Source organism: Variovorax sp. ISS6 (genome assembly GCF_056523145.1).
Map to the genome: position 1 here is coordinate 2,446,023 of NZ_JAWRZC010000001.1, position 12,976 is coordinate 2,458,998.

The window sequence follows — 12,976 nt, forward strand, 5'->3', positions numbered from 1 at the left end:
CTCAGGGCAGGCGGTGGCGGGCCTCGTAGTAGGCGCGCCAGTGCTCGCCGCTGCGCTTGGCCGCCTTCTGCTCGAAGTAGCGGCGCAGCTTGGCGCGGTCGTCGGCGTTGTCCTTGACCACCGTGCCCGCGATGCAGTCGACCAGGTCGGCCGGCGAGCCCTCGCGCTGCTCGAGGAACCAGGCGCGCACGCCCACCGCGTGCGCCACGTTGACCGCCTCGGCGGTCGACATCACGGCCGTGAGCCGGTCCATCGCGGCGTCGCCGCCGCCGCCGTTCTTCTCGGAGGAAGCGGGCGCGCCGCGCAGGTCGCGGAAGGTGGCCACCAGCAGCTCGAGCACCGGCTGCGGCACGGTCTTCGGAATGCCGCTCTGCGCGAGCAGGCGCGCCGACGATTCGCGCACCAGCGCGAGCTCGCGCTCGAAGTCGAGGATCGGGAACACGGTCTCGAAATCGAAGCGGCGCTTGAGCGCGGCGCTCATCTCGTTGACGCCGCGGTCGCGCGTGTTGGCGGTGGCGATGATGTTGAAGCCCTCGCGCGCATAGAGCATGCCGTGCTCGCCCGAGAGCTCGGGCACGGCCATCACGCGGTCGGACAGCATGCCCAGCAGGCAGTCCTGCACCTCGAGCGGCGCGCGCGTGATCTCCTCGAAGCGCACCACCTGGCCCTGCTGCATGCCGATGTACAGCGGCGCCGGCACCATCGCGCGCGGGCTCGGGCCCTCGTTGATCAGCAGCGCGTAGTTCCAGCCGTACTTGATCTGGTCCTCGGTGATCGAGGCGCCGCCCTGGATGGTCAGCGTGGACACGCCCGAGATCGCGGTCGCCAGCAGCTCCGAGAGCATCGACTTCGCGGTGCCCGGCTCGCCCACCAGCATCAGGCCGCGGCCCGTGGCCAGGGTGACCAGCATGCGCTCGATGCTCGCGACCGGCGCCACGATCTTCGGCGCGATGCCCAACTGCGCATCGCCGAGGATGAAGGCGCGCGCGGCCTTCAGGCTCATGGCCCAGCCCGGCGGGCGCGGGTCCTTGTCCTGTGCCTGCAGCTGCGCGATCTGCGCGGCGTACTGGATCTCGGCGGGCGGGCGCTGCAGGGCAGGGGAACCGGTGGATGAGGTGTCTGTCGGCTTGCGGGAGGTGGCCATGGTCGGGATCGGTGTCGGATCTGAAAAGGGGCGCGGGGCGTGCCCGCGCAAACATAGCAGAGCGATAGCGGAACGGTGTAGCGCGCCTCAGCGCGCGCCCAGCGCGTCGATGTCGCGCACCGCCTCGCTGAAGACGATGGGATCGAGTTCGCTGAACGGGTGACCGTGATGCAGCACGTCGAGCGTCTGGTCCTCGCCGGCGCCCGTGTTGTCGAGGCCGGGGCCGAAGCGCAGCGCGAGCGCGCGGCCGCCGCCCAGCTCCTGCCAGGCATGGTCGTAGGCACCGCCGCCGCCGCGCCCGCGCAGCCAGCCGCGCGACTCCAGCGCCCACAGCGGCCCGGGCCGCGCGATGCGGCCCGACCAGCGCGTGAGCGCGGTCAGCGCACGTTCGTCCTCGCGCGGCGCATGCACGGCGCGGTGCAGCTGCTCGAAGGGCTGGATCAGCTCGTAGTCGGCGAACTGCTGCGCGAAGGCCGCGATCTGCGCGGCACTCAGCTGCAGCGGATGGGCGACGACGATGCGCGCGGCGGCGTTGTCGTCGAAAGCCTGCGGCGTTTCGTCGGCATCGACCCATTCGCCCTCGGCGCTCACGCGGAAGGCGGCGCGCAGCAGCGTCAGACCGCGCGCGTCGCGCCCGCCCTCGGTCACGCCCCAGACCAGCCGCTCGGCCAGGTGGCGCATCAGCGGATGCCCGGCGATGAAGCGGCGGAAGTCTTCCACCGGCCAGCCGCGGCCCGTGCGCATCGCGCGTTCCAGCCGCAGCGGCTGCTGGGCCGCGACGGTGGCGGCATCCTGCTTGAGCGCCTTGAAGCGTTCCGCGGCCGCGGCCGCGCGTTCGGCATCGTCGCTCGCGCGCGGGCGCGGTGCCGTGGCCAGGCGCGGACCGGGCCGGCCCTCGACCGATTCGCGCACGAAGGGCACCAGCGCCTCGTCGAAGCCGACATGGAACTGGCGCGGCCCGAAGTCCAGCAGCAGGCCGCCGCGTTCGTCCAGGCCGAGGTCGGGCGCGATCCGGTCCTCGAGTTCGTCGCCGCTCAGGCCGCGTTCGGCCGCGGCCTGCGCCAGCTTCTCGGCGGCCGACTGGCGCACCGTGGCGATGCGGTTCTTGCGCGCGATCGCGTCGAGCTGCATCAGCGCGACGTCGCTGCCCAGCCGCGCCAGCGCCTCGAGCACCCAGCCGATGCGCGTGGCGGTGCCGCCGGCGCCGGGCGCGCTCCAGCGCCGCACGAGGGCGCCGAGCCGGCGCGCCGTGTCGTCGATGCCGATGAGGCCGAGCGCGCGCAGCGCCCAGTTGCCGGGCGCGCCGGCGCCCGCGGCCTCCCACGATTCGCAGACGTCCCAGCCGAAGTCGGCCAGGCTCTGGGGCTCGCAGGCGGCGCGCACGGCGTCCAGGCCCGCATAGCCCTGCGGCAGGTCGGCCGCGAAGCTCAGCATCAGGCCCAGCGGCTGCAGCGCCTCGTCGGGCAGCGCGAGGCCATCGTCGCGCAGCCGCGGCTTGCGCCAGCCGGCCGGTTGCCAGAAGGCCGGGAGCTTGCTGCGCGCGTTGATGCGCGACGGGAAGTCGCGCAACGGGTCTTCGGCCAGCAGCGCATCGACGGCGGCCGCCACGGCCGGATCGTCGTGGCGGCGCGCGATGGCGCGCAGCGCCTCGGCCTGTCCCAGCGCGGTCATGGCGCGCAGCGCGGCGCGGGCCTGCTGGCGTGCCTCGCCCTCGGGGCCCAGCGCGGCGGGCAGGAGGCCGGCGGCGGCATGCGACGCGAAGCGCACCAGCCACTGGCGTGCGTGCGCGCGGCGCGTCGGCCGGCGCGCGAGCGCCTGCGCCATGAAGGGCGCGAGCTGCGTGGCGCCGATGAAGCGCGCGACGAAATACTCGTCGCCGTCGTTGGCCAGCGCCTGCAGCAGGCCCGGCAGCGCGGCACTTCCGAAGCGCGCCACGAAGCCGCCGGCGCGCGGCGCTTCCTTGCCGCTGCCCACGGCATTCCAGAACGCCAGGCCGGTGGCCGGCGGCAGGAACCAGGCGGCCTGCACCGCGATGAAGGCGCCGTACTGGCGGCGGTCGGGCGCGGCATCGTCGTGCACGCGTTGCCAGTCGGCGATGAAGCGCTCGAGTTCCTGCGGCGGCTGCGTGTGCAGCGCGGCGACGCGCTCCGGCGTCCATTCGCGCAGCCGCTCGCCGATGGCGCGCTCGGCCTCCATCGGCTGGCGGTAGACATAGGGCGTGTCGCGGTCGATCCAGTCCTGGCGGACCTCGTCGCCCCAGTCCTCCTCGGGCGGCAGCTCGAGCACGGGCAGGCCGGCCAGCACCAGCGGCGGCGCCGCATCGGCGGCACGCCGCGCCCAGGGCGGGTCGGCGAGCACCGCGGGCCAGCGCGCGCGTTCGGCGAAGGCCTCGGGTGCCGCGCCGGCCTGGTCGGCAACCGCGCCGAGCTGGCGCCGCACGGCGGCCGGCAGCGCCGGCAACAGCGCGGGCAGGCGCTCGCCGAGCGTGCCGGCCAGGGTCTTGAGCTGCGGCACCAGGCGCGCGGCGCCGGCCTTGGGCAGGCCGCCGTCCTCGAGCACCTTCGCGAGCGCGAGGAAGCAGCGCTCGGGCCGTTCGCCCGCGACCCAGCCCAGCGCCTTGGCACAGGCGGCATCGGCGGCGGTCATGCGCACCAGCGCCTCGGTGGCCTCGGGCGTGTCGAAGGCGGCCAGCGTCCAGGCCACGGCCACGCTGCGCTGGCGCGCGCCGAGGTCCAGCAGCAGCGGCAGCATCGCCTCGCCGTGTTCGCGCAGCAGCAGCGCGAGCAGCGACGGCTGGTCGAGCAGCCGCGTGCCGTCGCCCGCCACCTCGGCCAGCGGCAGGCCGGCGGCCCAGCGCAGCCAGGGACCGCAGCGCTCGAGCTGCTCGGGCGTGGCCTGGTCGAACAGCTGCCGCGCGAGCGGGCGCCATTCGGGCAGCGCGATCGCGAAGCGGGCGCGCGCGGCCAGCGGCACTTGCGGGTCCAGCGCGCGCAGCCGCTCGATGCAGGCGGCGCGCGTCGCGGCGTCGGCCGCCATCCAGTGGCCGCGGAACTGCCACAGCGAACTCGCGGGCTGGCCCCAGAAGGAATGGGCGCCATCGTCGGGCGGCGCATCCTGGCGCAGCGGCTTGTGGCCGATGCGTTCGCGGCGCCAGCGCGCCGCATGCAGCAGCGCGTCGAAGGCCGTAGTAAGACCGTGCTGCAGCACCAGCCAGTGCACCAAGGCCTCGGCCGGCTCGTCGCGGCCGGTGTAGGCCTGCTCGCGGAAGCGCGCGATCATCAGGCCCAGCAGCCGTGTGTCGCCCGCGTCCATCGCGGCCTCGAGCCAGCCGCGCGTGGCGGGCGAACGCACTTCGAAGGGCTCGGGCAGCAGCGCTTCGATCAGGTACTCGCCGCACTTGTCGAGCACGCGCTTGCGCAGCGTGGGCAGCGAGGCGGCCCTGGGCGGGGGCTTCGCGCCGGGCTCGCCGGGCGGCAGCGCGTTCTGGAGTTCGGGTGGCAGCACGAGCGGCGCCGCGCTCATGCCCTCAGTCCCTCCATGTCGCGGATCAGCTCGCTGGCCGAGATCGGATCGAGCCGGTCCAGCGTCTCGGCGTTCTGCATGTTGCCCCAGCCCGAGGGCTTGCCGACCTGCACCTCGCCGAGCTTCTGCTCGGGGTACTCGTCGACCATGCCGACGATGATGCCGGGGTCGAGGTAGAGCTCGATCACGCGGCTCGGGCCCAGCGGCTTGGTGAAGTACCAGATGCCGCCGCCGTCCTGCGCCTCGCCGCGGCGCCAGCCCTTGTTGACCAGGCCCAGCACGCGGCCGGTGGGCACGGTGGCGTCCTTCCAGCGCTCGAGCTTCTGGCTCTTCTTCTCGTCCTCGGTCAGCACGTAGGTGTCGCGGCCGATCTGCGCGAAGGGCTGCAGCAGCTCGTAGTCGGCGAACACCTGGCCGAAGGCGCCCGCGTCGGCCGGCGAGATTTCGAGTGCATGCGGCACGCCGATGCGGATGTCCTCGCCCGCGGGCAGCTCGAAGGGATCGTCCTCGGCGGTGGTGAGGCTGCCGTCCTCGGCCACGCGGAAGCACGCCAGCAGCTCGCCGCCGTAGCTGGCCTCGCCCTGCACGTGGTAGGCGCCCCAGATCAGCCGCTGCACCAGGTGGCGCACCAGCGGATGCTCGACCAGGAAGGTGCGGAACACCTCGGGCGTCCAGCGCCGGCGCGCGCACATCGCGACCTCGAGCCGCAGCAACTGCTGGCTCGCGATGGTGCGCACGTCCTTCTTGAGCAGCTTGAAGCGCTCGACCGCCTCCTTGCTCTTCTCGGCGTCGTCGGTCTTCTTGGGCTTGGGCAGGTCGGACAGGCGCGCGCCGTCGACGCCGTCGGCGCGCTCGCGCACATAGGGCTTGAGCGCCTCGTCGAAACCGACCTTGAAGCTGCGCGGGCCGAAGTCCAGCAGCAGGGTGCCCTGTTCGTCGAGGCCGAGGTCGGGCGCGAGCCGGTCCTCGAGCTCCTCGGTCGAAAGGCCGCGCGCTTCGGCGATCGCGTCGATCTTCTCGCGCGCGCGGTCCTGCAGGCCCTTGAACTTCACCTTCTGCGCGATGCCGTTGAGCAGCATCAGCGCCACGTCGGAGCCGATGCCGGCCAGCACGTCGAGGCCGGTGACGGCGCGCGCATGCGCGGCCTCGCCGGGCCAGGCGCGGATGAAGGGCGTGAGCCGGCGCGCCGTGTCGTCGTTGCCGAGCAGGCCCAGCACGGTGAGCGCCCAGCCTTCCTTGCTCGGGCCGCCGGCCTCGAGCCAGGCGCTGAACGCATCCCAGGCGAAGTCGGCCAGCGACTCGGGCGCGCAGGCCTCCTTGACCACCGCGATGCCGCCGTAGACCTCCTCGTTGGTCGGGAAGGTGAACATCTGGCCCAGGTGGTCGAGCGCCTCGTCGGGCAGTGCCTTGCCGTTGCGCAACACCGGCCGGCGCCAGCCGCGCGGCTGCCAGAACTCGGGCAGCTTCGCGCGCTTGGTGGGGAAGCGGTCGAGCGGGCTCTCCTCGAGCACGGCGCGCAGCGCCTGCACCACCTCGTCCTTGCCGTAGCGGCCGGCCACTTCGAGCAGCAGCTCGGCATGGCCCTCGGACTGCAGCAGGCGCAGCGCCGCGCCCGCCACGTCGCGCGCCTCGCCGGCCTTGCCGAGCGCGGGCGCGATCAGGCCGCAGGCCGCGTGCTCGGGGTACTTGAGCAGCCAGTCGCGGCCGGCCTGGCGCACGGTCTTGAGCTTCGCGAAGGCGCGCGCGGCCGGTGCCGCGAGTTCCACCGCGCCGTAGTTCAGCGCCAGCTGCAGGTTCTCGCCGGGCTTGGCGCGCACCACCGACAGCAGCCCCGGCAGCGCGGGCAGGCCGAAGTTCGCCATCACGAAGTCGGCGCCCTGGGTCTCGGCCTGGCCCGCCACCGCGTTCCAGAACGGCACGCCGAGCTCGGGCGGCAGCAGCGCCGCATAGCGCGCATCGAACCAGAAGAAGTAGTAGCGCTCCTGCTTGCGCGCGGCCAGCATGCCGCGCCAGGCGGCGATCAGCTTGCCTGCATCGCCCGTGCGGATGCCTTCGCGCGCGGTGTCGAGGATCGGGTCGCGCAGGCTCGCGAGCAGTTCCTTCTCGCGCGCCTCGCCGCGCTGGTGGATGTCCTGCAGCACCGCGGCATCGGGCATGTCCTCGGCCTCGTAGGCGGCCTGCATCAGCTTCACCTGTTCCTCGTGCGCGAGCTTGCTGGCCTTGCTCTCGAAGCCCAGCTCCTTGAGCATCACTTGCACGTCGTTGCGCGCGCTCGCGAAGCGGTTCACCTGCCACGAGGTGCCGGGCCGCTGCGCCTCCTCGCGCGCGCCCGGTGCCCACTGCTCGACCGGCGCGAGCGCGAGCGGCTCGAGCGCGAGCACCGCGGCCGCCTTCTTCTGCACCTTGGCGAGCCAGGGCGGCGAGGCCAGCACGCCCGGCAGCTCGCTGGCCTCCGCGACTTCGCTCGGGCCCGACAGCAGCGCGAGCTGGCGATCGATCGCGCCCTGCGCGCCGGCATCGAGCCAGGGCCTGAGGCCGTCGACCAGGCCGCCATGCGCGCGCAGCAGCCGCGTGAGGCTGGGCGTGAGCAGGCCCGCATCCTTGCCGCCGGCGGCCACCAGCCGCGCCAGCGCGACGATGGCGGCCTGCGGCCAGCGGTCCACCGCGAGCGACAGCCGCGCCAGTGCCGCCTTCGAGCCGCTCGCGACCTTGGCGAGCGCCGCCACTGCCTCGGGCGTGCCGATGGCCGCGAGCGTCTCGCCCGCGTGTTCCTCGGCCGCGCCGCGCTCGAGCAGCGCCACGGCCTCGGTGCCGCGTTCCAGCAGCGCCGTGGCCGTCATCTTGTAGTGGCCCCAGAAGCCGCTCGAATAGCTGAGCCGCACCTTGGCGGCCTGCGCGGCGGCGGCGGCATCGGTGATGGTCAGCAGCAGCCAGTGCAAGGTCTCGCCGCTGTCCTTCTCGCCGGCCAGCCGCAGCGCGAGCGCGTTCGAGAGTTCGGGGCGTTCGGGCAGCAGCAGCGCCGCCAGCGGCTGGCGGCTCGGATGCAGCGAGGGCAGCGCGGCCTCGATCAGGTCGGCGCACTGCTGCCACTCGGCCTCGGGTGCGGTCGAGAGCTGCTCGCGCAGCACTTCCTCGGCATCGCCCACGGCGCCGTACCAGCCGTGGTTGACCGCGTGGCCGGGGTTGCTCGAGAAATGGCTGCGCCACTTCTTGGCTTTCTGGTCGTAGCTGCCCTCCACCTGCAGGCGCAGCGCCGACAGGTAGACCTCGATCGCGCCGGCCAGGCCGTACTGCGCGACCAGGTACTGGATCAGGAACACCACCGAGCCGGCCTTGTCGCGGCGCGTGTTGTGGTCCATGAAGGCCAGCAGCAGCGCATCGGCCTCGGCATCGGGCGTGGGCGTGGCGGGCTTGTCGCGCGCGAGCATGCGCTCGGCCGCGGGCCGCAGCGCGGCATCGGTCGCGGCCAGGTCCAGCGGCAGCTCGAGGTCGTTGCAGGCGCGGATCCAGGCCTGCGCGAGATCGAGCACCGGACGGGTCGAGGGAAAGCGCCGCGAGGCATAGGCGAAGTCGCGCGTCTGCGCCGTGATGCGCAGCGGCGCGCCCTGCGCGAGCCAGGGCGGCGCGCCTTCGGCCACGGGCTGGGCGGGCGTCTCGCCGTGCGCGGCCACCGTGCGTTGCGCGAGTTCGCGCGCCGCATCCTGCGCCTTCTCGCGCACCTCGGCGGTGGTGCCCCAGCCCGACAGCAGGCCATGGGACTTGAGCTCCTCGAAGGCCATCGTGGCGCCTTGCTCGCTCACGCCGTACTGGCGCTTGAGCGCGGCGGCCGAGAACTTGTCGCCGGTCTTGACGCTGCCGTCCTCGATCGCTGCGCGCACGGCCTCGACGACGCGCTCGCACTGGCTGTCGAGGCTTTCGCTCGCGACGGGCGGCGGTGCCGGCGTGGCGGGTGCGGGCGCGGATGCGGTGACCTTCGCCGCTGCCTCCACGGGTGCGCTTGCAGGTGCCTCGGCAGGCGCTTCCGCCTTCGGCCTGGCCTCGGTCTTGCCGATGCTCGCATCGGCGCTCACGCCGACTTCCTTGTAGCCCTTGCCGGTCTTCTCGCTCACCAGCTTGGTCAGCGCGGTGGCGGTCTTCGCGGCATCGGCAAAGGACTTGGTCTGGCTCTGGCCCGCGGTGCCGATGCGGCCCCAGCGGATGTTGAGATCGTTCTCCGCCTGTTCCACTTCCCAGAACTTGCTGGCGGTACCCTCGATCAGTTCAAAACGGCGCATGGAAAGAAAATCCTCCTGGGGTTCGTCGGTGAGCGGACATCGAGAAGCGTTGCCGCAGGCAAGCCTGAGGGCAGGATAGGCGCGCCATGTGAACGCCGCGTGCCAGCGGCGTTGCGAAGGGCGCGGGGGTTCAAGACGCAGGCGCCCGATGGGCATCCGGTGGTCGCATGCTGCGCGCCGGAGCGATCGGGAAAGGACAACGCATGGGCGCGATCATGCCCGCGGTGCACGCTCGCGTGCACCTCCAAAAGTCGCAAGGCCGCGTAGGGCGTCGGGAATGTACGAAGAAGGTCTGCGGTTCGCGCGCCGACGCCTCGAAAAAGCTCAAGAAGGTGCGTGCGCGCTGCCCGGTTCCGCGATCCTGCGGTGCTGCTCGGCCAGCGCGGGCGAGGGCATCACGCGCGACAGCGCCACCTGCATCTTGTTGCGCCAGCCCGCGATCACGCCGCTCTCGCCCTTCATCAGCGCCTCGAAGCCTTCCCTCGCCACCTCGGCCGGATCGGCCTTGTCGGACTGCTGGCCCACGCGCGTGTCGAGCATGTCGGCGCGCGCGAAGAAGTGGGTGTCGGTCACGCCGGGCATCAGGCAGGTCACGGTCACGCCCGTGTCCTTGAGCTCGTTGCGCAGCGCCATCGCGAAGGAATCGATGAAGGCCTTGGTGCCGTTGTAGACCGCCTGGAACGCGCCGGGCTGGAAGCCCGCGATCGAGCCCGTGATGAGGATGCGGCCCTGGCCGCGCTCGCGCATCGCGCGGCCCACGCGCTGCACCAGGTAGAGCGTGCCGGTCACGTTGGTGTTGATCACGTGCTGCACGTCGTGGAACTCCTGGTCGAGGAAGCCATGGCCCAGGCCGTGGCCCGCGTTGGCGAACAGCACGTCGATCGGCCGGTCCTCGCAGGCCGCGAGCAGCGCATCGACGCCGTCGCGCGTGGCGAAGTCCTCGCGCACCGCGAACACGCGCGCGCCCATCGCGCGCAGCTCGGCCTCGGCCTGGGCCAGCGATTCGTCGGCGCCGATCAGCAGGTCGTAGCCATGTTCGGCCGCGCGCCGCGCGAGCTGGTAGCCGATGCCCGAGGAGGCGCCGGTCACCAGCGCGAGCGGTCGGCGTTCGGCGCCGGGGAACACGTCGGGGGAGGGTGTCTGCATGCCGGTCTCCTGCGTTGCACCGCGTGGACGCTGCCGGAAATCGGCCGTGGCGCGCCGTGCATGGAGACCAGCGTAGAAGCGCCGCGTGCCTTCCATGTAGGAATGTGTACCGAGCGCGCGCCCGCCGAGGCGGGACGGCGCATGCAATTGCTTGCAGCGGAAACCCCGGCGTAACCTGTGGCCGGGGCTCGAAGGCTTCAGAATCTCCGCGCCCTCGACCAGGAAGCGCACGCGCCGCACGCCCTGCCATTCGTCGGCATCGAGCCGGAATGCCAGCTTCACGCGCGGCGGCAGCGGGTCGGTGTGGCCGAACCAGATGCCGTCGATGGGCTGGCCCTGGTGGCGCAGCTTGAGCGCGAGATGCCGTTCGCCGACCAGCCGCTGCGACACCACCTCGACCTCCTCGCTGAAGGTGGGCGGCGCGAAGCCCTGGCCCCAGACCTCGCGGTGCAGGGTGTCGATCAGGTCCACGCGCAAATACTCGCGCGAGATCGGGCCGTCGGTGTCGATGCGGCGCGTGAGCGTGGCGGCATCGAGCCATTCGTCGGCCACCTGCGCGAGCGCGCGCTCGAAGGTCTGGAACTGCTCGCGCGCGACCGTGCAGCCGGCCGCCATCGCATGGCCGCCGAAGCGCAGCAGCACGCCCGGATGCCGCTTGGCGACAAGGTCCAGCGCATCGCGCAGGTGGAAGCCCGGGATCGAGCGGCCCGAGCCCTTGAGCTCGTGCTCCTTGCCGGGCGCGCCGCTGGCCGCGAACACGAAGGTGGGCCGGTGGAAGCGCTCCTTGATGCGCGAGGCCACGATGCCGACCACGCCCTCGTGGAAGTCGGCGTCGAACACGCTGATGGCTGCGGGCACGGTCTCGGTGCCTTCGCCGTCGACCGTGAACAGCGACTCGGCCAAGAGCAGCGCCTGGTCGCGCATGCCGCCCTCGATGTCGCGCCGCTCGCGGTTGATGCCGTCGAGCAGGCGCGCGAGCTCGTCGGCGCGCGCGGCGTCCTCGGTCAGCAGGCACTCGATGCCCAGCGTCATGTCGGCCAGCCGGCCGGCGGCATTGATGCGCGGGCCGAGCGCGAAGCCGAAGTCGAAGGTGGTGGCCGCGGCGGCCACGCGGCCCGCGGCCTTGAACAGCGCCGACACGCCCGCGGGCATGGCACCGGCGCGGATGCGGCGCAGGCCCTGCGCCACCAGCCGGCGGTTGTTGGCGTCGAGCTTCACCACGTCGGCCACGGTGCCCAGCGCCACCAGCGGCAGCAGCGCGTCGAGCTTGGGCTGCGTCGCCACGTCGAACACGCCGCGCCGGCGCAGCTCGGAGCGCAGCGCGAGCAGCACGTAGAACATCACGCCGACGCCGGCGATGCACTTGCTCTCGAAGCCGCAGTCGGGGTGGTTGGGATTCACCAGCACGTCGGCCACCGGCAGCTCGGGGCCGGGCAGGTGGTGGTCGGTCACCAGCACCTGCAGGCCGCGCGCCTTGGCCGCGGCCACGCCGTCGACGCTGGCGATGCCGTTGTCGACCGTGATCAGCATGTCGGCGCCGCTCGCGGCCACGCGTTCGGCGATCGGCGGCGTGAGGCCGTAGCCGTCGACCACGCGGTCGGGCACGAGGTAGCTCACGTTCTTCGCGCCCAGCAGGCGCAGGCCGCGCACGCCGACCGCGCAGGCGGTGGCACCGTCGCAGTCGTAGTCGGCCACGATGCACAGGCGCCGGTCGGCGGCCATTGCGTCGGCCAGCAGCACCGCGGCCTCGTGCGTGCCGCGCAGGGTGTCGGGCGGCAGCAGGCGCGCCAGGCCGTCGTCGAGCTCGTCCTTGGCGCTGACGCCGCGCGCGGCGAACAGCCGGGCCAACAGCGGATGCACGCCGGCCTGCTCGAGGGCCCAGGCGCTGCGCGGGGGAATGTCGCGGGGATGGATCTTCATCAGAGCGCCTCCAGCACGGCGGCGGCGCGCGGTCGGTCGAACAGGCTGCGGGCCCAGCCCACGAAGCCGCGCGGCTGGATCTCGTGGCGCTGCGCCGTGCGGTCGCCGCACAGCGTGATCGCGACCGGCGCGCCCGCGTTGTAGTGGTCGAGCAGCGCGGCGATCGGACCCGCGTCGAGCGCCTGCCAGGCCTCGGCCCAGCCGATGCCGTCGTCGTGCAGCGCGGCGGTGCGCAGCGAATCGTCGACCTGCGGTGCCGGGCCTTCGGAGCTGATGGCACCGGCCGCGAGCGCGCCGGTGCCGCTGAGCCAGAAGGAGTTGATCGGCGGCGCGCCGCGCGCGGCGCGGTCGTCGTTCACGCGCTGGGTGTAGAGCAGCATCTGCATCTCGTTCTGGAGCCGGCGCAGCGGCCGCGCGGCATCGGCCAGCGGCGACCATTGCGAGATCGGATGGCCCACGGCGCGGTCGATGGCGGCGGTGGCGAGGTCCTGGAAGATCGGCGCGCGCGCGAGCCAGCGGCCGGGGCGCGCGGACGGATGCAGCGCGATGCCGTCCTCCTCGAAGAAGGGGCGCGCCGCGGCCAGCAGCGCGGCCGACTCCTCGGCGTCGATCTCGATCGCGGAGGGATCGCCGAGCACCACGTCGTCGATGCCGACCTGCCAGTGGCACAGCGTGACCAGGCCCCAGGCGGCGGTGTCGTCCGCCGCGGCGGTGCCGTTGCGGCGCGCCTCAAGCGCGGCCCAGGGGATGCAGCCGTCGGTCGCGTCGATGCCGAGCGCGCGCGCCAGGGCGCGTTCGTGCGGCGGGGAGCGGGTGCTTTCGTCCTGGGTGTCGGTGGCCGTGACGGCGAGCCGGCCGAGCAGGGCCTCGAGCTTCGGCAACCTTAAGGTTGGGAGGGCTGCGCGGCAGGACGGGGAACCGCGGCCGGCAAAGGGAATCAGGAGATGACGGGCGGGAGCGGGTTCGGCCA

At 73.1% G+C, this 12,976-nt stretch carries 5 protein-coding genes and 1 pseudogene; all 6 read right to left on the reverse strand.

All coding sequences use genetic code 11. From position 1 onward, the window contains the following. Position 1: 1 nt before the first annotated feature. Positions 2 to 1,144, reverse strand: a complete 1,143-nt coding sequence (locus tag AC1HIL_RS11185; protein ID WP_479671814.1) for an ATP-binding protein — start codon at positions 1,142 to 1,144, stop codon at positions 2 to 4. Between the two features lie 87 nt (positions 1,145 to 1,231). Next, on the reverse strand, positions 1,232 to 4,666 hold the full coding sequence (locus AC1HIL_RS11190; protein WP_479671815.1) for a DUF4132 domain-containing protein: 3,435 nt from the start codon (positions 4,664 to 4,666) through the stop codon (positions 1,232 to 1,234). Further along, positions 4,663 to 8,940, reverse strand: coding sequence for a DUF4132 domain-containing protein (locus AC1HIL_RS11195; RefSeq protein WP_479671816.1), 4,278 nt, complete (start codon positions 8,938 to 8,940; stop codon positions 4,663 to 4,665). Before AC1HIL_RS11195 ends, AC1HIL_RS11190 begins: the two co-directional genes overlap by 4 nt. 324 nt (positions 8,941 to 9,264) lie before the next feature. Then, positions 9,265 to 10,182 carry an SDR family NAD(P)-dependent oxidoreductase gene (locus AC1HIL_RS11200; RefSeq protein ID WP_479672791.1) on the reverse strand — a complete coding sequence of 306 codons (918 nt, stop codon included), beginning with the start codon at positions 10,180 to 10,182 and terminating at the stop codon, positions 9,265 to 9,267. Between the two features lie 105 nt (positions 10,183 to 10,287). Further along, positions 10,288 to 12,006 (reverse strand): annotated as a pseudogene (gene recJ / locus AC1HIL_RS11205) (single-stranded-DNA-specific exonuclease RecJ); the annotation flags it as partial. After that, positions 12,006 to 12,887: a hypothetical protein gene (locus tag AC1HIL_RS11210; protein WP_479671817.1), complete on the reverse strand. Its 882-nt coding sequence runs from the start codon at positions 12,885 to 12,887 to the stop codon at positions 12,006 to 12,008. The gene AC1HIL_RS11210 and the pseudogene recJ, both read right to left, overlap by 1 nt. Positions 12,888 to 12,976 lie beyond the last annotated feature (89 nt).

Excerpts from the sequence above, each read along its gene's own strand:
- AC1HIL_RS11185 (WP_479671814.1), bottom strand. The coding sequence starts at position 1,144 with ATGGCCACCTCCCGCAAGCCGACAGACACCTCATCCACCGGTTCCCCT.
- AC1HIL_RS11190 (WP_479671815.1), bottom strand. The coding sequence starts at position 4,666 with ATGAGCGCGGCGCCGCTCGTGCTGCCACCCGAACTCCAGAACGCGCTG.
- AC1HIL_RS11200 (WP_479672791.1), bottom strand. The coding sequence starts at position 10,182 with ATGGAAGGCACGCGGCGCTTCTACGCTGGTCTCCATGCACGGCGCGCC.
- AC1HIL_RS11195 (WP_479671816.1), bottom strand. The coding sequence starts at position 8,940 with ATGCGCCGTTTTGAACTGATCGAGGGTACCGCCAGCAAGTTCTGGGAA.